This window comes from Tropicibacter alexandrii, assembly GCF_003667315.2.
Lineage (GTDB): Bacteria > Pseudomonadota > Alphaproteobacteria > Rhodobacterales > Rhodobacteraceae > Tropicibacter > Tropicibacter alexandrii.
Map to the genome: position 1 here is coordinate 35,906 of NZ_RCTZ02000006.1, position 21,920 is coordinate 57,825.

The following is a 21,920-nucleotide window of genomic DNA, read 5'->3' on the forward strand; positions in this document are numbered from 1 at the left end:
AGGATGGGTGCGCACCCATCCTACTTTATGTCGCGTTCCGCGTCGTCGGCCAGCTCCCGTTCCAAGAACCGCTCGAAGGCGTCGAGGTTCACCGGCTCGAATTGACCGAAGCCCTGCATCCAGACGGACGCATCGCGCAGCGCGTCCGGTTCTAGCTTGCACCATTTCACCCGACCGCGTTTTTCCTGACTGATGAGGCCCGCATTGGTCAGCACGACGAGATGTTTGGAGATCGCCGCCAGCGACATCTCGAACGGCTCGGCCACGTCGGTCACCGCCATGTCATCCTCCAGCAGCATCGACAGGATGCGGCGGCGTGTCGGGTCCGCGAGGGCGGCAAAGACGATGTCTAGGGTCTGGCTCACCCGTCTGGCGTATCCCCCGCATCCTGAGCGGTCAAGCGCGCAAGTTGCGGGCGCAGGTCGAACGCCCCGGAGACGCGATCGACCTGATCGAGACCGAGCCTGCCCGGCAGCCAAGCGGTGCGCGTCAAGAGGTCGGGCATCAGCGATGCCGGGTCCGATCGGGTCAGGATCGGCAGGCCGGGTTGGCGGTATTCGACGGCCGTGTCCTGCGCCGTCACTTGCCATTCGCCTTCGGCTTGGCGCAGGACCGAGGTGCGCAGGCTGCGCCGGGTCCAGTCGCCATCTGCCTGCTCCAGCCGGGTCCACAGGGCGATATCGGTTTCTGACAAGGTGGCGGGGCGCTCGGTCAGGCAGGCGGTTTCGCCACACACGCCCAGACGAAAGCTTCGGCCCGGCATGTCCTGCGCCAGCGTGCTGACCTCGGCGCGGCTGTCGGGGACGAAGACGGCATAGGCCCCGGCCTCCAGCAGCATCCGGCATCCGGATCCGCAGCCCGTCGACCCATCCACCAGCGCGATCTGCGCGGCGGGGCGCTGCACGATCGGCGGGATATCCTGTGTTTGAAGGGCGCGCGCCTCGGCCTGCGCGGCGGGACGCAGGGCGAGGCCCGGCAGCAGGGCCAAAGCGGCGACACTCGCCAAGGCGACATTGCGGGCGTGCGGCAGACCGACAAGGCGCAGCACCTTTTCAACAGCCAGAAGACATGCGATGGCCGCCACCAAGGTCGGCACGAGGCTCGGCAAAAGGCCAAGGGAGATCTCCAGCCCGGAGGGCGGCGCCACGGCGAAGAGATAGCAGGACAGCGCGACCAAGGTTGCGCAAAGCCAGAATTGATAGCCGCGAAGGGCAAGAGCGCGCGTCATTGGGTGCAGGTCCCGCAAGTGAAATGCCCGGGATAAACGGTTGCAGGACAGTTCGGTTCCCGACGGGGCGCAAAGGCAGGCACGGAGACTTCCTAACGGTTGGTTAACGTCGATTGTCGCGTCAGCCTTGACTTGCAAACCCGGCGGGGGTTGGGCAGCAAGGCGAAGCTTTTGCGGCCATGTTCGGGCCACGAGCCTTGCATGACATTTCCGGGTAAAGGCTGGATGAATCCCGCACCGCCTCGCAGGGCGGAGTCAACATCAACCACTTGGTTGAATATGCAAATGCAGCGATATCAGCCTCCTACCGGCCTGCGACCGAATGGCCGGCGGCTGAGCGCCATATGAAAAGCCATTTTTTATCAATCTTTTAGGCATGTATTAAGCCCGATTATCGCGTTGTTGACTCGGACGCTCCCTGCGCATAGCAAAGCGTCGAACTCCGAAGGGGCCTGTTGCAGTGAGCGATCCTGATCCGAAGCGACAGATGCAAGAGCTGGAAGCAAAGCTGGCGGCACACAAGGCCGCCAACAAGGCGGACAAGGCCCATCAGGAAGAGCACTACTCCCAAGCGCAAATCGCTTGGCGGATGGTGACAGAGATGGTGGCCGGTCTCGGGATCGGCTTTGGCATCGGCTACGGGCTGGACTGGCTGTTCGGCACCACCCCGTGGCTCATGGTGCTGTTTACATTGCTGGGCGTCGCCGCGGGGATCAACGTCATGTTGCGCACCGCGAAAGAGGTCCAGAGACAGACGGAAATGCCGCCCAAGACAGGCGGGGACGAGGGGAACAAGAATGGCGACTGAAACGCACGGCGCAGAGGCGGCAGCAGAGGGCAGCAGCCTGGTTTTCCACCCGATGGACCAGTTCATCGTCAAGCCGCTCTTCGGCCATGGCGACGTGGGCATGTTCACCATCACCAACGTGACGCTGTGGCTTGCGCTCGCGATCCTCGCGATCTTCGTGATGATGGTGCTGGGCACCTCGCGCCGCGCCGTGGTTCCGGGCCGCTCGCAGTCGGTTGCCGAACTCGCCTACGGCTTCGTGCACAAGATGGTTGAGGACGTGACCGGCAAGGACGGGCTGAAGTATTTCCCCTACATCATGACCCTGTTCATGTTCATCGTGACGGCGAACTTCCTCGGGCTGATCCCGATGTCGTTCACCACAACCTCGCACTTCGCCGTGACGGTGGTGCTGGCGCTGGCCGTCTTCCTGACGGTGACCATCCTTGGCTTCGTCAAGAACGGCGCGTCGTTCCTCGGCCTGTTCTGGGTCTCGTCGGCGCCGCTGGCGCTGCGCCCGATCCTGGCGATCATCGAACTGATCTCCTACTTCGTGCGTCCGGTCAGCCACTCCATTCGTCTTGCTGGCAACGTCATGGCAGGCCACGCGGTGATCAAGGTGTTCGCAGGCTTTGCCGCCATCGCAGCGATCTCGCCGATCTCGGTTCTGGCGATCACGGCGATGTACGGTCTGGAAGTCCTCGTGGCCTTCATCCAGGCCTACGTGTTCACCATCCTGACCTGCGTCTACCTGAAGGACGCACTGCATCCGCATCACTGAGTTCAAGTAGGATGGGTGATCACCCATCCTACCCCGAAGACACCCAACATACCCAACTTCCAAATCGTAAGGAGATTCATCATGGAAGGCGATCTGGCACACATCGGCGCAGGCCTGGCAGCAATCGGTTCCGGCGCAGCCGCAATCGGTGTGGGCAACGTTGCGGGCAACTTCCTTGCCGGCGCACTGCGCAACCCCTCCGCAGCTGCTTCGCAGACTGCTACTCTCTTCATCGGCATCGCATTCGCAGAAGCCCTGGGCATCTTCTCGTTCCTGGTCTCCCTGCTGCTGATGTTCGCCGTCTAATCCACGGAACCAACTGATCCTTACGCGCGGGCGGTCCGGCCAAGGCCAGACCGCCCGATCGAAAGACAAACGTTCCGACGGAGGACAACATGGCGACCGAAACTCACGGAGCCGAAAACGCGGCCGCTGCCGCCAGCGCCTGTGTGGATTCCCATGGCTCTGCCGTTGGGATGCCGCAGCTTTGCGGCGAGTGGATTGGCAACCAGGTTTTCTGGCTGGTCATCACTCTGGTGGTCATCTACCTGATCCTCGCCAAGATCGCGCTGCCCCGCATCGCATCCGTTCTGGCCGAGCGTCAGGGCACGATCACAAACGACATCGCCGCAGCCGAAGAGCTGAAGCGCAAGGCTGAAGAGTCCGAAGCGGCTTACCAGCAGGCGCTAGCGGATGCCCGTGCACAGGCACAGGCGATTGCGCAAAAGACGCGCGACGACATCAAGGCGGATCTCGACGCCGAAATGGCCAAGGCTGACGAGGCAATCTCTGCCAAGGCGGCTGAATCGGAAAAGGCAATCTCTGCCATCCGTGCTTCGGCCATGGAAAACGTCGAAATCGTCGCCAAGGAAACGGCCGCCGCCCTCGTGGCTGCGCTGGGTGGCAAGGCGGATGACGCCAAGATCGCCAACGCCGTTTCGAACCGGTTGAAAGGATAAGGCCATGCGCAAGTTTTCCGCGATCGCACTCGCCACTCTGGCCGCAAGCCCGGCCTTTGCGGCATCCGGGCCGTTCTTTTCGCTCGGGAACACGGACTTCATCGTTCTGCTCGGCTTCCTCGTGTTCTTGGCCGTGCTCGTCTACTTCAAGGTGCCCGGCCTGCTCGGCGGGTTGCTCGACAAGCGCGCTGCCGGCATCCAGTCCGACCTCGACGAGGCCCGGGCCCTGCGCGAAGAGGCTCAGACCCTGCTGGCCTCGTACGAGCGCAAGCAGCGTGAAGTGCAGGATCAGGCCGACCGCATCGTTGCCCACGCCAAGCAGGAGGCCGAACTTGCCGCCGAGCAGGCCAAGGCCGACATGAAAGAGTCGATCGCCCGTCGTCTGGCCGCTGCCGAAAGCCAGATCGCGTCTGCCGAGGCCTCGGCTGTGCGGGAGGTGCGCGACAGTGCGATCACCGTCGCCATTGCGGCCGCCAAGGACGTGGTGGCCGACCAGATGACCGCTGCGGATCAGTCGAAGCTGATCGACGAGGCGATTGCCACGGTGGGTGCAAAGCTGCACTGACCTGTCCGGTTCATGCAGCCCAAGAATGCGGCCCGGCCATCACGGTCGGGCCTTTTCTTTTGCAGGATGGGTTTAAACCCATCCTACTTCTGGTCGTCTTATATTATTGACGGGGCACACCAGATACTGTTGATGCCAATCAACCACAGCAGAACATGTGGGATCATCAAAGGGGCAAGACCGTGGCGCATATCATTGTCGTGGGTAACGAAAAGGGCGGGGCTGGCAAGTCCACCGTATCGATGCATGTGGCCACCGCATTGGCGCGCCTCGGGCATCGCACGGGCTGCCTCGACCTCGACTTGCGTCAGAAAAGCCTCGGGCGATATCTCGACAACCGCACGGCATTCCTCGGCAAATCCGGGCTCGACCTGCCCTCGCCGGTCTACATGGACCTGCCCGAAGCCGATGCCGCAACGCTTGCCCCCGGCGAAAACGCCTATGACCACCGCCTGTCCAAGGCCGTGGCCGAGCTGGAGCAGACCAGCGATTTCATCGTGATCGATTGCCCCGGATCGCATACGCGCCTCGCACAGGTCGCGCATTCGCTCGCCGATACGCTGGTCACCCCGCTCAACGATTCCTTTGTCGATTTCGACCTGCTGGCCCGCGTCGATGCCGAGGGGGACAAGATCCTTGGCCCCTCGGTCTATTCCGAGATGGTCTGGTCGGCGCGTCAATTGCGGGCGCAGGCTGGCTTGTCGCCCATCGATTGGGTCGTGCTGCGAAACCGTCTGGGCGCCCAGCAGATGGTCAACAAGGCCAAGATGGAAAAGGCGGTGGAGCGTCTGTCGAAGCGCATCGGGTTCCGCGTCGCCCCCGGGTTTTCCGAGCGGGTCATCTTTCGCGAGCTGTTTCCGCGCGGTCTGACCTTGCTCGACCTCAAGGATATCGGCGTCAAGCAGCTGAACATCTCGAACGTCGCGGCGCGGCAGGAATTGCGCGACCTGATGAAGGCGCTGAAACTGCCCGGCGTCGAAATCCGCTTCTGAACGCAAAAAGGCCGGGTCGCGAAACCCGGCCTTTTCTGTTTTGCTTGGGGCTTATTCAGCCGGGACTGCAACCGCCTCGCTCCGCGAGAAATGCTGTTTGTTCAGGCGGAACACGAGGAAGATGGCGACGGCCTGCGAGGCCAGCGCGACGGCGGTGAAGGCCCAGTAGGCGGTGCCGAACTTCTCGATCACCTGCGCGGCCACCAACCCCTTGTTGATGAAGAAGAAGCCAAGCACGTTGAAGGCGACGAAGGGGCAGACCAGCGCATAGGACCCGGCCGAGGTCTTGGTGCCAAAGACGAAGTCCTTGAAGTACCCCTGCGCCCGCAGCACCACCAGACCCAAGCCAAGGAAGGTGATCTGGATCGAGATCATCCGCGTCAGGAAGACCAGCGTCTCACCGGCATTGGCATGGGCGTCGAACGTGGTGTGCAAGCCGTGGTCCTGACGCATAAGCAGGATCGACAGGACGGTGACGAACGGGACGATGATCATTAGCGTCGGGCCAGCCTCGCGGGCGGTGCCATAGTGCAGCATCGAGCTGACGGCGGTGGTGGCGGCAAAGATCGTATAGAGGACCGAGATCACCGCCAGCACGGTCGACAGGACCAGCGAGGCGGCGACCGTCGTCGGGTTGGTGCTCATGGCGGCGGGGGCGGCAAAGCCGACGGCGATCATCGCGACGGCAAAGGCGGGGGTCAGCTGCGCAAAGGAATTGTGCGCAGTGACATCAAAGATCCCGCCCTTGGACAACACGCGGCCCAGAAACGCCCCGATCATCCGCAGCGCCAGCACCGCGATCAGGCCGAAGGCGACCATCGCCATCGGGAACAGATATTCGACGATGCTCCAAAGCTGCGGCACGAAGACGAGGCCAACGATGAACAGCGCGTTCACGGTCATCGCGAGCGCCAGCGGCATGGCGAGGAGGGTGGATTCGGCGTTCGACGATTTCAGGGCCGTGTAGGCCGGGGTCGACTTGTAGGCGTTGAAGGCGGTCAGGTTCCAGACCAGCGCCTTGATGTTGAGAAACGCAAAGACGGCGATGCCGATCATGGCGATTGCGATGGCGATCTGCTGCGGGACATGGCCCTTGGCCCACGCGGCCAAGATATCCTCGAAGACCGGGACGGGCGCGTTGGGATGCGGCACCCAGAACATCAGGAACATGAAGAAGGTGACGGCAAGGCCGCCAGCCCCCAGTGAGGCGAGGAAGTAAATCGGCGCGTATGCGTCCGCCGGGCGGGTTTGAGCGGTAGCCATGATGGCCTCCCTTAAATATGCCAGTATTGGAATGTAATATACATATGGAAATTGGAATGTAAATAGGTTTCCGCTTGCTTCGGCATTCGGGGGTTAACGACTTGGTAACCGGAATCGTCCAAGCATCCGGGATGCGTATCCTGACCCTTCTGCTGTTGCTGTTTGCCCTTGCTGCCTGCGATGCGGCGGGCCCGGGGTTTCGCGGGGCTGACAAGGTGGTCCGTGACTATGACGGCAGCCGTTTCACCCTGCGTCGTCAAGGCAACGTGATCGAGGCGATTCGCACCAATCCCGAGATGCTGCCGCGTTTCCAGCCCATCGCGCGCAAGGCGGGCATCGCCGCGCAGATCGAAACCGGCTGCAAGGCGGCTTGGGTCGTGGGGGACCCGTCGATGATGTGGATCGGGCTAAGTTGCGATGGCGGCAAGGCGCCTCCAAAACCGCGCAAGAGCAAGGTCTTCTTCTGTGACCTCTACGACGTGACGACACGCGGTGGAACGTTGGAATGCAGCAAGGGGTAGTTGCGTCACCCCACATTATCTTGTGGAGAAGTTTTGGCACGGGCCGATATGCAGTCCGGTGCGGTTGACTCGGGACCGTTGAAAAGGCCAATTTGAGGGCCATTCCCGGACTTGGAAGGCCCGACCTTGCGCTTCAGCAAAATCAGACTGACCGGCTTCAAAAGCTTCGTCGACCCGACCGATCTGGTGATCGCGCCGGGGTTGACCGGCGTGGTCGGGCCGAATGGCTGCGGCAAGTCCAACCTGCTCGAAGCGCTGCGCTGGGTGATGGGCGAAACCCGCGCCAAGGCGATGCGCGGCGGCGGGATGGAGGATGTGATCTTTGCCGGCGCGGCGACGCGGCCTGCGCGCAACTTTGCCGAGGTGGCGCTGACCATCGACAACTCCGACCGGCTCGCGCCTGCCGGGTTCAACGACAGCGACCAGCTGGAAATCACCCGCCGGATCACCCGCGACGTGGGCAGCGCCTACAAGGTGAACTCCAAGGACACGCGCGCCCGCGACATCCAGATGCTGTTTGCCGATGCGGCGACGGGCGCGACCTCGCCCGCGCTGGTGCGGCAGGGGCAGATCATGGAATTGATCAACTCCAAGCCCAAGAACCGCCGCAAGGTGCTGGAGGATGCCGCCGGGATCGGAGGCCTGTACCAGCGCCGCCACGAGGCCGAGTTGAAGCTGAAAAGCACCGAAGCCAACTTGCTGCGCGTCGATGATGTGATCGAACAGCTGGCCGGGCAGTTGGGGCAACTGGCGCGGCAGGCACGGCAGGCGGCGCGCTATCGGGCCATTGCCGAGGAGTTGCGCAAGTCCGAGGGCATGTTGCTGTTCCGCCGCTGGAAAGAGGCGGATGAGGCGCGCATGGCGGCTGAAACTGGCCTGCGCGAGTTGATGACCGGCGCGGCGCGTGCCGAGGCCGCAGCGCGCGCGACGACCACCGCGCGTGAGGCCCGCGAGGCGGACTTGCCCCCCTTGCGCGAGGAGGACGCGATTGCGGCGGCGGTGCTTCAGCGGCTGACCGTGCAGCGCGACACGCTGTCCGATCAGGAACGGCAGGCGCAGGATCGCATCGCCACGCTGGCCCGCCGCATCGAACAACTGGGTCAGGATATGGAGCGCGAGGCGGGCTTGAACCGCGACGCGGGCGAGACCATCCAGCGCCTCGAATGGGAGGCGCGCGAGTTGGCGAAGGCCTCCGAAGGACATGGCGACAAGCTGGAAGAGGCGGCTGAAAGCGCCCGCGAGGCCGCCGCGATCTTGCAGGAACGCGAGGCCGAACTGTCCCAGCACACCGAGGACGTGGCGCGTTTGGCAGCGCGGCACCAATCGGCACAGCGCTACGTGGCCGATTGCCAACGGCAGGCGGATCGCAACGCGACCGAGGCCGAGAAGGCGCATGATTCCGTTCATGCGGCGGATGCGGCCTTGGAGGCGGCCAAGGAGGCCGCGCTGAAGGCCCAGACCGATCAGGATGCCGCCCAGATGATGGTCGAACGCGCCGAGCGTGTCTTGTCCGACGCCGAAACCGCGCGGGCGGAAACGCAGGCGCGCGAGGCCGAGGCGCGCGGTGAGCGCTCCGAGGCCGAGGGCGAGATGAACGCCCTGCGCGCCGAAGTGACGGCCTTGGCGCGGCTGCTGGATCGCGATGCCGCCGAGGGCGGGCAGATCCTTGACCGGTTGCAGGTGGAGCAGGGCTTTGAAAAGGCGCTGGGTGCCGCGCTGGCCGACGATCTGCGCGCGCCCGAGGTCGAGGGCGACGGCCCGACCGGCTGGCTTGTCCTGCCCGGATATGACGCGACGCAGGCGCTGCCCGAGGGGGTGACCGCGCTGACCCAGCACGTTTCGGTCCCCGAGGTGCTGGAACGGCGCATGTCGCAGATCGGGCTGTGTGACGCCGAGGACGGTGCGCGCTTGCAACCGCTGTTGAAGCCCGGCCAGCGGTTGGTGTCGCTTGATGGCGACCTATGGCGCTGGGATGGCTACCGCGCCTGGGCCGAGGATCAACCGTCGGCGGCGGCTTTGCGGCTGGAGCAACTTAACCGGCTCGAAGCGCTGAAACAGGAAATGGCCGCCGCAACCGCCCATCTGGACGGCACCCGCGCTGCCCATGACGCACTGGTGGCGCGGCTGGCCGACCTGACCCGCGCTGACAAGCAGGCGCGCGAGGCGCGGCGCGAGGCGGATCAGGCCCTGACGCAGGCCACCCGCGCCCACAACCGCGCGGTCAACGACCGCGACATCGCCGAGGGCAAGTTGGAGGCGGCCAAGCTGTCCGTCCGCCGGTTCGAGGAAGAGGCCGCAACCGCCCGCGCGCAACTGCTGGAAGCCGAGCGCGCCTTGGCCGGGCTGGACGATCTGGACGAGGCCCGCGCCATGGCCGAGGACGTCAAGATGACGGTCGAGGCGGCGCGCATGACGATGATGGCCAAACGCTCGGCCCATGACGAGCTGCGCCGCGAAGGCGAGGCGCGCAAGGGTCGCAGCCAGCAGGTGACCAAGGACTTGTCGGGCTGGCGTCACCGTCTGGAAACCGCCGAGCGCCGCGCCGCCGAACTGGCCGAGCGCAAGGACGCGACCGAAGAGGAACTGGAAGAGGCCGCGCAGGTCCCCGAGGAACTGGCCGCCAAGCGCGAGGAACTGACCGAGGCGATCGAGGTGGCGCAGGACCGCAAGGATGCCGCCGCCGAGGCACTGGCCCGCGCGGAAACCGTGCTGCGCGACGCGATCACCGCCGAGCGGGACGCTGAGCGCGTCGCTGGCGAGGCGCGGGAATTGCGCGCCGGGGCGCAGGCGCGCGCCGATGCCGCGCGGCAGACGGTGCAGGCTGCCGCCGACCGCATCGGCGAAGAACTGGAATGCGCGCCGGAGGAATTGCTGACCCGGTTGGAGATGTCCGAAGCCGACATGCCCCCCGCCGATCAGGTCGAACAGGATGTCAGCCGCCTGAAACGCCAGCGCGATGCGCTTGGCGCCGTCAACCTGCGCGCCGAAGAGGACGCGAAGGAGGTTCAGGAAGAGCACGACACGCTGGTCTCGGAAAAGGAAGACCTCGAAGAGGCGATCAAGACGCTGCGCGGCGGGATTGCGTCGCTCAACCGTGAAGGGCGAGAACGGCTGTTGACGGCGTTCGAGCAGGTGAATTCCAACTTCACCATGTTGTTCACGCACCTGTTTGGCGGTGGCGAGGCGAGCCTTGTCATGGTCGAATCTGACGATCCGCTGGAGGCTGGCCTTGAGATCATGTGCCAGCCGCCGGGCAAGAAACTGTCGACCCTGTCGCTGCTGTCCGGGGGCGAACAGACCCTGACGGCGCTGGCGCTGATCTTTGCGGTGTTCCTTGCCAACCCCTCGCCGATCTGCGTGCTCGACGAGGTGGACGCGCCGCTGGACGATGCCAACGTGACCCGCTTCTGCGACATGCTGGACGAGATGACCCGCCGCACCGAGACGCGGTTCCTGATCATCACCCACCACGCGGTGACGATGGCGCGGATGGACCGGCTGTTCGGCGTGACCATGCAGGAGCAGGGCGTGTCGCAGCTGGTGTCGGTCGACCTCAAACGCGCCGAGAAGCTGGTCGCGTGAGGGGGCTTTGCCCCCGCCCTTCGGGCTCCCCCAGGGTATTTTCGAAGAAGAGAAGCATGGGGGCGAAATGCGGTTGGTCCTGCTGACGGCGCTGGTGATGGTGGCCTTTGCGGCGAATTCGGTGCTGACGCGCGCCGGTGTCGGCGGAGCGGGACTGGATGTCGCGGCGTTCGGGATGATCCGGGTTGGCGCCGGGGCGCTGGTCTTGTTGATCCTGTGTCTGGCCACGGGGCGGCGCGTGGCGTTTTTCACGGCGCGGCGCGGGGTCAGCGTGATCGGGCTGGCCGCCTATATCATCGGCTTCACGGATGCCTATCTGGGCATGGAGTCCGGGCTGGGCGCGCTATTGCTGTTCGGCATGGTGCAGGTGACGATGTTTGCCGGGGCGGTGCTGATGCGCGAACCCCTACCGGTGCTGCGGGTGGCGGGCGCCGTGGTGGCCTTGGCGGGGCTGGTCTATCTGGTCTGGCCGTGGTCCGACATTTCCGACAACCTCCGCAGCGTGGCGATGATGTGCGTGGCTGGGCTGGGCTGGGGTCTCTATTCGCTGGCCGGGCGGGGCAGCGCCGATCCGTTGGCGGATACCGCGGCGAATTTCCTGCTGGCGGCCATAGTCATTCCCGGCGTCTGGCTGTTGTTGGCCGGGTCGGTCATGAGCGTGGGCGAGGTGATGCAGGGCGGGCGCGGTGTCTGGCTTGCGGTGGTGTCCGGCGCGGTGACCTCGGGGCTGGGCTATGCGCTGTGGTACAAGGTGCTGCCTGGCCTGGGGGCCTCGGTCGCGGCGGTGGCGCAACTGACGGTGCCGCCCATTGCCGCACTGGGGGGCGCGCTGTTTCTGGGCGAGGCCCTGACGGCCAAGTTCGCGTTGGCGGCAGTGGTGATCCTTGGCGGCGTGGCGCTGTCGGTGATGGGGCCGAAGCTGCGCTGAGCCTTTCGCAGGGCGCGACTTGGGGGTATTGGGTCGGCCATGCGTGTCCTTTTGATCCTGTTTTGTCTGATGGCGGCGCCCGTGAGGGCGGGCGATTGCGTGATCCTGTTACACGGGCTGGCGCGGACCGAGGCCAGCATGGCGCTGATGGCGGCGGCTTTCGAGGCGCGGGGGCATCGCGCGGTTCTGGCAAGCTATCCGTCCACGGAGGCGCGGGTGCAGGTGCTGGCGGACGAAGTCCTGCCCGCCTCGGTCGCGGCCTGTGGGGACCGGACCGTGCATTTCGTGACCCATTCCATGGGCGGCATCCTGTTGCGCTTCTGGCTGGCGGATCACCGCCCGGCGCGGTTGGGCCGTGTCGTGATGTTGGGACCGCCCAATCAAGGCAGCGAGCTGGTGGATGAGCTGGGCGGATGGGAGCTGTTCCAGTGGGTCAATGGCCCCGCAGGCGGACAGCTGGGGACCGGGCCGGAGGACTTGCCCAAGCAACTGCCGGTGGTCGACTTCACCTTGGGCGTGATTGCCGGATCGCAATCGCTGAACCCGGTGTTCAGCCAGATCATACCGGGGGTGGACGATGGCAAGGTCTCGGTCGCCTCGACGCGGGTCGTGGGGATGAGCGGGCATATCGTCTTGCCGGTGACGCATACCTTCATGATGCAATCGCCGCAGGTGATCGCGCAGGCGATCCTGTTCGTGGAACAGGAACGCTTTGATCGCTCGGTATCGTGGCGGACCATGCTGGACGGCATGGATGCGAGCTGCCTGTTGGAGGGCTGTGAATGATCGAGCGGCGATTGGTGGGCGCGCGGGTGATGACGCCCGAAGGCTGGGCCGAGACGGCGGTGACCGTGGCGGACGGACGGTTGGGCGACGGGCCTGCGCGCGAGGTCGACCTGTCCGGCTATGACCTGTTGCCGGGCATCGTCGATGCCCATGGCGATGGGTTCGAGCGGCATATGGCGCCGCGTCGCGGCGCCTTGCGCGAGCGTGACGCGGGCATGTGGGCGGTGGCGCAGGAGCTGGCGTCCTGCGGGATCACCACGGCGATGCTGGCCCAGTTCTGGAGTTGGGAAGGCGGCATGCGCGGCCCGGATTTCGCCGAGGAAGTGTTCGAGAGCGCGTCGCTGGTGGCCCCGTCGGTGCCGGTGGATCTGCGGCTGCAATTGCGGTTGGAGACGCATTTCCTCGACAGTTTCGCACGGGCCGAAGAGGCCATTGCGCGCTACGGGATCGGCTACGTGGTCTTCAACGATCACCTGCCGCACGAACGGCTGTCGCAGGGGCGCAAGCCGCAGCGGCTGACCGGGCAGGCGCTGAAATCGGGTCGCTCGCCCGAGGCGCATCTGGCGTTGATGACCGCATTGCACGAGGCCGGGGCCGAGGTGCCAGAGGCGCTGGACGCGCTCTGCGCGCGGTTGGCCGCGCAGGGCGTCATCATGGGCAGCCATGATGACCGGACGCCGGAGGCGCGCGCGGTCTGGCGGGCGCGGGGGGTGCGCGTGTCGGAATTCCCCGAGACATTGGAGGCGGCGCAGGCGGCGCGCGCCGCCTGTGAGCCCGTGGTGCTGGGCGCGCCCAACGTGGTGCGCGGTGCCAGCCACGCGGGCAATGTCGCGGCGGCTGAATTGATCGCAGCGGGCTGCTGTGACGCGCTCGCGTCGGACTACCACTACCCGTCGCCCGCGCGGGCGGCGTGGCGCTGTGTCGAGCTTAGGTTGCTGGACGAAGCCGCCGCGTGGCGGCTTGTCTCGGACGGGCCTGCGCGCCTCTTGGGGCTGACGGATCGCGGGCGGATCGAACCGGGGTTGCGCGCCGATCTGTTGGTGACGGCGCGCGAGACCCGGCAAATCGTGGCGGTGATCGCGGGTGGTCAGGTGGCGCATATGACCGGTCAGGTCGCCGGTCGTTTCATGCGGTGACACGCGCGTTCGAACGCGCTTGCAAGGCCCTTCGAAGGGCCTTGCGCGCCAGTCTCATCCCTTGGTGATCCGATTGGCGTGGCCCATCTTGCGACCGGGCTTGGTCTCGGCCTTGCCGTAGAGATGCAGGGCCACGTTGCCCTCGGCGGCCAGGGCGGGCACCCGGTCCATGTCGTCGCCGATCAGGTTCTCCATCACCACATCCGCATGGCGCGTGCCGTCGCCCAAGGGCCAGCCCGCAACCGCGCGGATATGCTGTTCGAACTGGTCGATGGCGCAGCCATTCTGCGTCCAGTGCCCGGAATTGTGGACGCGCGGGGCGATTTCATTAACGATCAGCCCGGTGGGCGTGACGAAGAATTCGACCCCCATCACACCGACATATTCCAGAGCGTTCAAGATCTTGCCAGCGGCCAGCACCGCATCGGTCTGGAACCGCGCGGGCAGCTTGGCGGGTACCGTCGTGGTCCGCAGGATGCCGTCCTCATGGACGTTTTCACCCGGGTCAAAGGCCGAGACCTGCCCATCCTGCGACCGCGCGGCAATCACGCTGATTTCGAGGCTGAAATTCACGAAGCCCTCAAGGACCGATGGTGCATCGTTCATGTCGGCCCATGCGGCCTCGGCCTCGTCGGGTGACTTGAGGCGGACCTGCCCCTTGCCGTCATAGCCAAAGCGGCGGGTCTTCAGGATCGAGGGCGTGCCGATCTGCGCAACGGCCTGCGCCATGGTCTGCGCATCCGTGACATCGGCGAACGGCGCCGTCTGGAGGCCCAGATCAGTCAGCCAAGTCTTCTCCGTCAGGCGGTCCTGCGAAATCCGCAACGCCTCGCGGTTGGGGTAAAGCGGTTTGAGCGCCTCCAGGATGTCCAGCGCCGAGGTCGGGATGTTCTCGAACTCGTAGGTCACCACGTCGACGGACTGCGCAAAGGCAGTCAGCGCCTCGGCATCCTCGTAGGCGGCGGTGGTCACGCGGTCGGCGACCTGCCCGGCGGGCGGGTTGGCACCCGGTTCATAGATGTGGGACTTGAACCCAAGGCGCGAGGCGGCGACCGACAGCATCCGGCCAAGCTGGCCGCCGCCGAGAATGCCGATGGTGGAACCGGTGGGAAGGGGCGTGGTCATGGTCTGCCTCTCAGATCGCGTCGCGGTCGGGTTCGTCGGCAATCGAGGCCGACAGGTCAGCGCGCCACTGGTCGAGACGCTGCGCCAGATCCGGGTCATGCAACGACAGGATCTGCGCCGCCATCAACCCGCCATTCTTGGCGCCCGCCGCGCCGATGGCCATGGTCGCCACCGGGAACCCGCGCGGCATTTGCAGGATGGAATAGAGCGAATCGACGCCGTTCAGGGCGCGCGTCTGCACCGGGATGCCAATGACCGGCACACGGGTCTTGGACGCCATCATGCCGGGCAGGTGGGCAGCGCCACCCGCGCCTGCGATGATCACATGCAACCCGCGATCCACGGCACTCTTGCCATAGTCCCACAGCCGGTCGGGGGTGCGGTGGGCTGAGACGATCTTGCACTCATAGGCGATGCCCAGCTCGTCCAGCACGTCTGCCGCCTCTTTCATCGTTGGCCAGTCCGACTGGCTGCCCATGATGATGCCGACCTTTGTCATCGCTAATCCCTCGTCGTGATGAGCGCGCAACTATAGTGATTGCGCCCTCGGGGGCAATTGCGCGCGTCTTGAAATTAACCATGGCGCGTCAAATTTTTGCCGCCCCTGATGCGCTATCACGTCAGCGAGAAACAGGAGATACGGCAATGCTGGACGCAAGCCTACTTTCCCCGGCGCTGATCTGGATGCCGTTGACCGATGCCGAGGCCACGGGACAGGAACCGATCCGCATCGGCGGGCGGCCGAACCTGCCACAGCGCATCGACTGGCCTGGTGACGACGCACCGCTGCATTTCTACGCGCAGATCGATCTGTCGGCCCTGCCGGACGGGGTCGAGGGGCGGTCCTTGCCCGATATGCCGCGCACGGGCTGGCTGTTCATTTTCTTGCCGCTGGCGGACTGTGCCCTGTGGGAGGGCGAACCCCCCGTGCTGATCCATGTCCCGGAGGACGTGCGCGACCTGCCGGAGCGCGCCTTGCCGGACGACCTGCCGGAGATCGCCGACGATGTCGTCATGCCGGGCGCGGTGCTCGACGGCGGCACCTGCCTGCGGCCGCAATACGCCCAGATCAAAGGATATCTGAGCGAGCCCACGCTTGCGCCTATCCATCACGTCGACCTGCCCGAGATCGACAACCCGATGCCGCTGGCCTCGATTCTGCGCCAGCCGGTTGCGCCAGAGTCGCGCGATTGGGTCGAGGCGGCGCTGCCGGACAGCCTGCGCAGCCTGTATGGTCTGACCGAAGCGGATCTGGACTGGCAGCGGATCAATGACCTGACCAATACAATGTTCACGGCGGTCACAAAGGGGATTTGGCAGACGCTGGAAGAGGCCAGCGGTCTTGACCCTGATGCGTTCGAATACCAGTGGGAAGCGCAGATCGATGCGTTTCAGGCAAGCGCTTGGCATTACCTTCGCGAAGACAAGAGCCAGCCGCTCTACAAGCAGTGGATGCGGATGAAATGGATGCGACCGAAGGTTGGCGAACCGCTTGATCTTGCGTTGATCGGCTGGATGGGGATTTCGGCCTTTGCGCGCGGTCGCCCGTCGAAAGATGAACTGACGGCTTGGCTGGACTTGATCGCGCATATGGCCAATCCCGAGGGGGCCGATCACCAAGTCACATCCGAGGATTTTCCGGATATTCCCGCACCTGTCTTGTCCGAAATCGTGCATCGCCTTTGGTTCATTCTCGATCCGGATCGCTACGCCCCGCCGAGCTGGGATGAGGCGGTGATCGAGGGGACGACGGCGCCCAAGGCGGCGGATGTCGGGTTCCGGCTGGCCGGTGCGGGGATGATTCCATTGCAGATGTTCGGCATGGGCTACTGCCTGCAAAACGAGGCATGGGACCGCGCTGAAAAAGGCGACGTGCTGTTGCTTCAGATCGGCGATGCCTTTGGGTCGCATCTGGCACCGGCGTCTTCGGGCGGGCTTTGGCAGATTTGGATCACGCAGGATGCCCTGTCCGCCGGGCGTTTTGACGCGGTGGAGCTGACGGCAGAGATGTCCTGAGCGCGGTTACGCGATGATATCGGGGGTCAGACGATCCTCGATCAGGGCGATCCGGTCCTTCAGCAGCAGCTTTTTCTTTTTCAGCCGTTGCAGCGTGATCTGGTCGGCGGTGCCGGTGGCCTGCAAGGCGCGGATCGAATCGTCAAGGTCGCGGTGTTCGCGCCGGAAGACCTCCAGCTCGACTCGCAGGACTTCATCGGTTTTCATCGAGATATCGCTGGGCGCGTTCATGCTCTGATCCCCTTCAGACATGCGAAAGCCCCCGACGGGGCAGACCTGAAATATAGCGATTCTGGTGGCTTGCGCATAGCCCCTTGCGCGGACCTTTCGTGTTTCCCATATTTGAACGGTAGGGTCGCCCAAAGTGGGGCCCTGCATGGACGGTCGCTTGAAGTTGAGGACGTGTCGATGACGAAACTGACCCTGGGGTCCTATCCCCATATGCTGGGCTTCGAACAGCTGGAGCGCCTTCTGGAGCGCACCGCAAAGTCCAGCGAAGGTTACCCGCCCTTCAATATCGAACAGCGCTCCGAAGGGGCGTACAGGATCACGCTCGCGGTGGCTGGTTTCTCCGAAGGGGACCTGTCGATCACGGTTGAGGACCGGCAACTGGTGATCCGCGGGCGCCAGCGCGATGACGGGGCGGAACGGATTTTCCTGCATCGGGGCATTGCCGCGCGCCAGTTCCAGCGCAGCTTTGTCTTGGCGGACGGCGTTGAGGTGGGCGAGGCCTGCATGGAAAACGGCCTGCTGCATGTCGATCTGACCATGAGCCGACCGGAAACCGTGGTGCAGACGATCAAAATCAGAAAGGGGTGAGCGTCATGGATGTGAAATACGATCTTTCGAAATTCGACACGGGCCGCGTGGTTTACGTGAAGCGGGTGCAGGCAACGGACCTGCCCGAGGATGTGCGCAGCCAGATGGGCGGGCGCGATGCTGTCTATGCCGTACACCGCGCCGAGGACGGCGAGCGGCTGGCTTTCGTCAAGGACCGTCGCTTGGCCTTTGCGCTGGCGCGGCAGAACGATCTGGCCCCCGTCACGGTGCATTGATCCAGAGCGAAGCCGGGGCTTAGCTCTGAGTTGACCAACATTCGGCCGGGCTCTGTCATGCGGACAGGGTCCGGCTTTTTTCTACAGGGTCGCGCGTCGCGCCGGTTTTTGGTCGACGGAGCGACGTCGGTGCAGCGTATGAGGTGAATGGATACCTCTGAAAGGACTGCGCCCATGACCACTGCCTCCCGTTATTCACTGCTTCAAATCGGTCTTCACTGGCTTGTCGCTGTGCTCTTTGCCTTGAACTACGTCGTTTCGGACGGGATGGGCGAAGCCCTGCGCAGCAAGCTGGCCGGGGGCACGCCCGATGGCCTCGTTGCCACCCTGCATCCTCCGGTCGGCATCGCCGTTCTGGTTCTGAGCCTGTTGCGCCTGTTGGTTCGCTGGCGGTTGGGCGCCCCTGCGTCGCCTGAGGGCGGCCACAGGCTGCTCGACCTTGCCGCACATTGGGGGCACCGGGCGCTGTATGCCGGCCTGATCCTGATCCCGGCCACGGGCATCCTTGCTTGGGGTGTCGGTATCGCAGCCGCTGGCGAGGCGCATGAAATCGTCGTCAACCTGACCTTGGCTCTGGTCATCGGCCATGCGGCGGCGGCACTGTTTCACCAGTTCGTGCTGAAGGACGGCGTGATCGACCGGATGCGCCCGATGTCCCGATGAGCCGGTATGACGCCTGTGTGCGGCCAGCGGGCCGCACGAGCGGGGTCAGAAGTTCAGGTTGTATTTCATCCGCAATTCGACGTCACGGGTATCCTCGATGATTTGCCCACCATTGAGGTCCATGCTGAACGTGCCGCCTTCGCTGTTCCAGGTGAAGCCGGTCCCGAGGCGCGGCGACCCGTGCGTGTCGGTTGCCCCCAGCCCGTCGTCGAATTGCGAGAAATCTGCACCGAGCGATACATAGGGGCGCAAAGCGGCGCCCCGCGCAAAGGTGGCACGCGTGCCGATCGAGCCGGTCAGGCCCGAAACGGTCCGTGCCGCGAGCGCACCGGCAGCCGGGTGATCCTCGGCGAAGCCGGACAGGCCAAGGAAGCTGTCGATCTCGGTCGCGCCCCACGAATAGGAGGCCGTCAGGTTCAGGCCGCCCGCCTGACGGTCTGCGCGATAGCTGGTTCCTGCGATATCGTATTCGGGGCGGGCAAAGACGTAGAAGCCGGTGAGTTCGTAATGCTGACCGAAACGCGTCTTGAAATACGGGCCAAAGGACAGGGCATCGACGTCGACGGCAAGGCCGCCCACGTCCAGATCGGCCTTGCCGGAGGACAGCAGCAGGCCCAGCCGCGTCTGCGCCCCAACCTCGAAATCCGCCCCCAGCGTGAATTCGTGCGACTGCCCGTCAACCGTGCCATCATAGCTGCGCGCCTGAAGCGACAGCCAAGCTTGCAATGCCGTGCTGGCGCCGCTGGTCGACAGGAACAGCCCGTCGCGGGTGACGGCGGCTTGCGTTCCGGCACTGGCCGAGGCGACGGCACCACCGATGGCGCCGGTCGCCGTCTGCGCCGCCACCAATGCGGCAGAGGTCTGCGCCCCGGTCACGCCCGCACTCGCGCCGCCGGGGGTGGCACCACCGGCCCCGCAGGACAGGGTAAAGCTGTCGCCCGGCTGGTTGAACGCGTCCACCAGATACATGCCCGTCTGTGTCGCGGTGTGGCTGAACCCGTCGCAGGCGGCACTGCCGGGAAAGGCCGGGTTGCACAGGCTGTCATCGGTGCCGCCTTGTCCGCCGAATTCGATCGAGATCGCGAGGGTGGCGGGATTGGGGGTCGAGATCGACAGCGTCTCTCCCGCCGCCAGATCCACGGCCACGCCGGTCGGCGCGGTGAACGGACCAGCCCCGCCCACGGTGGCGCAGGTCAATGCGGCTTGCGCCTGCGCATGTGACGCGGCGAACAGGGCAGTGGCGGTGATCAGGGCGCGGAAAGACATGGCAGCAGACTGTTCCGAAAATGGTTTACCTGTGGTTAACCTCCGCAAGGTCGCCTGGGAAGCCTGCCTCGGGACATCGCTGCGCCCGCGTGTCATCACGACCACAGACGACTGGGCCGCAAAATGCAAAAGGCCGGGCAAGTGGCCCGGCCTTTCGGTTCATGTCTCGCGGATCAGGACCCGGCGATCAGACCCATGCTTTCCAGCTTCAGGATCACCTGATGCGCGCAGTTGTCGACCTCGACATTCTCGGTCTCGACCGACAGTTCCGGGTTCTGCGGCACGTCATAGGGGTCGGAAATCCCGGTGAATTCCTTGATCTTGCCTTCACGGGCCAGCTTGTACAGGCCCTTGCGGTCGCGGCGCTCGCATTCCTCGAGGCTGGTGGCCACGTGGACTTCGACGAAGGCACCGAACTGCTCGACATCCTCGCGCACGGCGCGGCGGGTGGCGGCATAGGGCGCAATCGGGGCACAGATGGCGATGCCGCCGTTCTTGGTGATCTCGCTTGCGACATAGCCGATGCGGCGGATGTTCAGATCGCGGTGCTCTTTCGAGAAGCCCAGTTCCGAGGACAGGTTCTTGCGCACGATATCGCCATCGAGCAGCGTCACCGGACGGCCACCCATTTCCATCAGCTTGACCATCAGCGCGTTGGCGATGGTGGACTTGCCGGAACCGGAGAAGCCGGTGAAGAACACGGTAAAGCCCTGCTTGGACCGCGGCGGTTTGGTGCGACGCAGTTCCTTGACCACCTCGGGGAAGGAGAACCACTCGGGGATTTCCAGACCCTCTTGCAGGCGGCGGCGCAGTTCGGTGCCCGAGATGTTCAGGATGGTGATCTTGTCCTTGTCTTCGATCTCGTCCATCGCCTCGTACTGGGCGCGTTCCTGCACGTAGACCATGTGCTTGAAGTCGACCATTTCGGCGCCGATTTCGGACTGGTATTCGCGGTACAGGTCCTGCGCGTCGTAGGGGCCGTAGAAATCCTCACCAGCCGAGTTCTTGCCGGGGCCGGCGTGGTCGCGACCGACGATGAAGTGGGTGCAGCCGTGGTTGGCGCGGATCAGGCCGTGCCAGACCGCCTCGCGCGGGCCGGCCATGCGCATGGCAAGGTTCAGCAGCGACATGGTGGTGGTCGACTGGGGGTACTTGTCCAGAACCGCCTCGTAGCAGCGCACGCGGGTGAAGTGATCGACATCGCCGGGCTTCGTCATGCCGACGACAGGGTGGATCAGCAGGTTGGCCTGTGCTTCCTTGGCGGCGCGGAAGGTCAGTTCCTGATGCGCGCGGTGCAGCGGGTTGCGGGTCTGGAAGGCCACGACCTTGCGCCAGCCCAGCTTGCGGAAATAGGCGCGCAGTTCGTTCGGGGTGTCGCGGCGACCGCGGAAGTCATAATGCACGGGCTGCTGGATGCCGGTGACCGGACCACCCAGATAGATCTTGCCCGCTTGATTGTGCAGGTAGTTGACCGCCGGGTGGGCACTGTCATCGGCGCCAAAGACCTTTTCCGCCTCGTGCGACTTGTTCGGTTCCCACTTGTCGGTGACGGTCATGGTGGCGAGGATCACGCCCTCTTGGTCGCGCAGGGCGATGTCCTGACCGATTTCGACGGTGTCGGCGAACTTCTCGGACACGTCCAGTGTGATCGGCATCGGCCACAGGGTGCCATCGGCCAGACGCATCGTGTCGACGACCGAGTTGTAATCCTCTTCCGACAGGAAGCCCTTGAGCGGGTTGAAGCCCCCGTTCATCAGCAGTTCCAGATCGCAGATCTGGCGCGGGGTCAGATCGTGCGAGGTCAGCTCGGCGGCTTCGACCTTCAGCTTCTGGGCGCTGTCATACGAAACGTACAGCTCCGGGATGGGGGCGAGGTTGGATTGCATCAGGGTGCTCCTGTATTTCAAAGGCATGAGATCGCCCACAGAGCCGGTCAGCTCTGTATGCAGGGCGGCGTATTCGGCGAATTTCCGGGCGAGGAACGACTTGACCAGACGGTCCTTGGTTTCGATCCCGGCCTGTGTCAGCGCATAGGCAAAACGCTGGCGGCGGTCGGGACCTTCGCGGTGGGTGACAGTGATGAGCCCGGCCTCGACAGCCGTGCGCAATTGCGCGTTCAACCGCCCCAAGGACACGCCCAACGCCTCGGCAATGCTGCGCTGGCTGGCCTCGGGTGCCTTTTCCAGCTGACGCAACAGCGGAAAAAGCTGGTCGTCCTCTGGCGTGGCAATCTTGGCGGGGCGGGTCGGCATGGAAAGGACTCAATA

At 64.7% G+C, this 21,920-nt stretch carries 23 protein-coding genes; 15 read left to right on the plus strand and 8 right to left on the minus strand.

The genetic code is table 11. The features are described 5' to 3' along the window. Nucleotides 1-20 precede the first annotated feature (20 nt). Together D8Z78_RS09465 and D8Z78_RS09470 are read right to left on the minus strand one after the other, a co-directional pair. Nucleotides 21-365 (minus strand): ArsR/SmtB family transcription factor, encoded by a 345-nt coding sequence (locus D8Z78_RS09465; RefSeq protein WP_121630649.1) that lies wholly within the window; start codon nucleotides 363-365, stop codon nucleotides 21-23. Next, nucleotides 362-1,228 carry a hypothetical protein gene (locus D8Z78_RS09470; RefSeq protein WP_121630648.1) on the minus strand — a complete coding sequence of 289 codons (867 nt, stop codon included), beginning with the start codon at nucleotides 1,226-1,228 and terminating at the stop codon, nucleotides 362-364. Before D8Z78_RS09470 ends, D8Z78_RS09465 begins: the two co-directional genes overlap by 4 nt. A 460-nt stretch (nucleotides 1,229-1,688) precedes the next feature. Here D8Z78_RS09470 and D8Z78_RS09475 point away from each other — a divergent pair, with 460 nt between their 5' ends. The 6 genes from D8Z78_RS09475 to D8Z78_RS09500 all read left to right on the plus strand — a co-directional run bounded on the left by D8Z78_RS09475 (nucleotide 1,689) and on the right by D8Z78_RS09500 (nucleotide 5,312). Continuing rightward, nucleotides 1,689-2,036 (plus strand): AtpZ/AtpI family protein, encoded by a 348-nt coding sequence (locus tag D8Z78_RS09475; protein WP_121630647.1) that lies wholly within the window; start codon nucleotides 1,689-1,691, stop codon nucleotides 2,034-2,036. Next, nucleotides 2,026-2,796, plus strand: a complete 771-nt coding sequence (locus tag D8Z78_RS09480) for a F0F1 ATP synthase subunit A (RefSeq protein ID WP_121630646.1) — start codon at nucleotides 2,026-2,028, stop codon at nucleotides 2,794-2,796. The genes D8Z78_RS09475 and D8Z78_RS09480 overlap by 11 nt, the downstream gene beginning before the upstream one ends. Nucleotides 2,797-2,877: 81 nt before the next feature. Continuing rightward, entirely contained in the window at nucleotides 2,878-3,102 is a 225-nt protein-coding gene (locus D8Z78_RS09485; protein WP_121630645.1) for a F0F1 ATP synthase subunit C, read from the plus strand. 89 nt (nucleotides 3,103-3,191) lie between these two features. Then, nucleotides 3,192-3,755, plus strand: a complete 564-nt coding sequence (locus D8Z78_RS09490) for a F0F1 ATP synthase subunit B' (RefSeq protein ID WP_121630644.1) — start codon at nucleotides 3,192-3,194, stop codon at nucleotides 3,753-3,755. A gap of 4 nt (nucleotides 3,756-3,759) precedes the next feature. Beyond that, entirely contained in the window at nucleotides 3,760-4,320 is a 561-nt protein-coding gene (locus D8Z78_RS09495; protein ID WP_121630643.1) for a F0F1 ATP synthase subunit B, read from the plus strand. Nucleotides 4,321-4,502: 182 nt separating this feature from the next. After that, on the plus strand, nucleotides 4,503-5,312 hold the full coding sequence (locus D8Z78_RS09500; RefSeq protein ID WP_121630674.1) for a division plane positioning ATPase MipZ: 810 nt from the start codon (nucleotides 4,503-4,505) through the stop codon (nucleotides 5,310-5,312). A gap of 51 nt (nucleotides 5,313-5,363) precedes the next feature. Here D8Z78_RS09500 and D8Z78_RS09505 read toward each other — a convergent pair whose 3' ends face one another. Then, a complete protein-coding gene (locus D8Z78_RS09505) occupies nucleotides 5,364-6,575 on the minus strand; it encodes a TsoY family (seleno)protein (protein ID WP_121630642.1) in 1,212 nt (403 codons plus the stop codon). 131 nt (nucleotides 6,576-6,706) lie between these two features. Between D8Z78_RS09505 and D8Z78_RS09510 the strand changes: the two genes are divergently transcribed. The 5 genes from D8Z78_RS09510 (at nucleotide 6,707) to D8Z78_RS09530 (ending at nucleotide 13,528) form a co-directional block, all read left to right on the plus strand. Continuing rightward, entirely contained in the window at nucleotides 6,707-7,096 is a 390-nt protein-coding gene (locus D8Z78_RS09510; RefSeq protein WP_121630641.1) for a hypothetical protein, read from the plus strand. Nucleotides 7,097-7,222: 126 nt separating this feature from the next. Then, complete coding sequence (gene smc / locus D8Z78_RS09515; RefSeq protein WP_121630673.1) at nucleotides 7,223-10,678, plus strand: chromosome segregation protein SMC; 3,456 nt, start codon at nucleotides 7,223-7,225, stop codon at nucleotides 10,676-10,678. 67 nt (nucleotides 10,679-10,745) lie between these two features. Next, nucleotides 10,746-11,606: a DMT family transporter gene (locus D8Z78_RS09520; protein WP_121630640.1), complete on the plus strand. Its 861-nt coding sequence runs from the start codon at nucleotides 10,746-10,748 to the stop codon at nucleotides 11,604-11,606. A 39-nt stretch (nucleotides 11,607-11,645) separates the two neighbouring features. Then, the gene (locus D8Z78_RS09525) at nucleotides 11,646-12,392 is read left to right on the plus strand and encodes an esterase/lipase family protein (RefSeq protein WP_121630639.1); all 747 of its coding nucleotides are present in this window, start codon (nucleotides 11,646-11,648) and stop codon (nucleotides 12,390-12,392) included. Further along, nucleotides 12,389-13,528: an alpha-D-ribose 1-methylphosphonate 5-triphosphate diphosphatase gene (locus D8Z78_RS09530; RefSeq protein ID WP_121630638.1), complete on the plus strand. Its 1,140-nt coding sequence runs from the start codon at nucleotides 12,389-12,391 to the stop codon at nucleotides 13,526-13,528. Before D8Z78_RS09525 ends, D8Z78_RS09530 begins: the two co-directional genes overlap by 4 nt. Nucleotides 13,529-13,582: 54 nt before the next feature. On the opposite strand, the gene D8Z78_RS09535 is transcribed toward D8Z78_RS09530, so the two are convergent. Then, on the minus strand, nucleotides 13,583-14,653 hold the full coding sequence (locus tag D8Z78_RS09535) for a 5-(carboxyamino)imidazole ribonucleotide synthase (protein ID WP_121630637.1): 1,071 nt from the start codon (nucleotides 14,651-14,653) through the stop codon (nucleotides 13,583-13,585). Between the two features lie 10 nt (nucleotides 14,654-14,663). Further along, nucleotides 14,664-15,152, minus strand: coding sequence for a 5-(carboxyamino)imidazole ribonucleotide mutase (gene purE, locus D8Z78_RS09540; protein ID WP_121630636.1), 489 nt, complete (start codon nucleotides 15,150-15,152; stop codon nucleotides 14,664-14,666). A gap of 146 nt (nucleotides 15,153-15,298) precedes the next feature. Between purE and D8Z78_RS09545 the strand changes: the two genes are divergently transcribed. Beyond that, nucleotides 15,299-16,669 carry a DUF1963 domain-containing protein gene (locus D8Z78_RS09545; RefSeq protein ID WP_206169662.1) on the plus strand — a complete coding sequence of 457 codons (1,371 nt, stop codon included), beginning with the start codon at nucleotides 15,299-15,301 and terminating at the stop codon, nucleotides 16,667-16,669. Between the two features lie 6 nt (nucleotides 16,670-16,675). Here the strand turns inward: D8Z78_RS09545 and D8Z78_RS09550 are convergent, their stop codons facing one another. Continuing rightward, a complete protein-coding gene (locus tag D8Z78_RS09550; RefSeq protein ID WP_121630634.1) occupies nucleotides 16,676-16,900 on the minus strand; it encodes a YdcH family protein in 225 nt (74 codons plus the stop codon). A gap of 177 nt (nucleotides 16,901-17,077) precedes the next feature. Here D8Z78_RS09550 and D8Z78_RS09555 point away from each other — a divergent pair, with 177 nt between their 5' ends. The 3 genes from D8Z78_RS09555 (at nucleotide 17,078) to D8Z78_RS09565 (ending at nucleotide 18,387) form a co-directional block, all read left to right on the plus strand. Beyond that, nucleotides 17,078-17,488, plus strand: a complete 411-nt coding sequence (locus tag D8Z78_RS09555; RefSeq protein ID WP_121630633.1) for an Hsp20 family protein — start codon at nucleotides 17,078-17,080, stop codon at nucleotides 17,486-17,488. A gap of 5 nt (nucleotides 17,489-17,493) precedes the next feature. Next, nucleotides 17,494-17,724, plus strand: a complete 231-nt coding sequence (locus tag D8Z78_RS09560; RefSeq protein ID WP_121630632.1) for a DUF1150 family protein — start codon at nucleotides 17,494-17,496, stop codon at nucleotides 17,722-17,724. 174 nt (nucleotides 17,725-17,898) lie between these two features. After that, the gene (locus D8Z78_RS09565; protein WP_164932933.1) at nucleotides 17,899-18,387 is read left to right on the plus strand and encodes a cytochrome b; all 489 of its coding nucleotides are present in this window, start codon (nucleotides 17,899-17,901) and stop codon (nucleotides 18,385-18,387) included. A 45-nt stretch (nucleotides 18,388-18,432) separates the two neighbouring features. On the opposite strand, the gene D8Z78_RS09570 is transcribed toward D8Z78_RS09565, so the two are convergent. Both D8Z78_RS09570 and D8Z78_RS09575 read right to left on the minus strand, forming a co-directional pair. After that, nucleotides 18,433-19,653 (minus strand): hypothetical protein, encoded by a 1,221-nt coding sequence (locus D8Z78_RS09570; protein WP_121630630.1) that lies wholly within the window; start codon nucleotides 19,651-19,653, stop codon nucleotides 18,433-18,435. Nucleotides 19,654-19,826: 173 nt separating this feature from the next. Beyond that, a complete protein-coding gene (locus D8Z78_RS09575) occupies nucleotides 19,827-21,905 on the minus strand; it encodes a bifunctional sulfate adenylyltransferase/adenylylsulfate kinase (protein ID WP_121630629.1) in 2,079 nt (692 codons plus the stop codon). Between the last annotated feature and the right edge of the window lie 15 nt (nucleotides 21,906-21,920).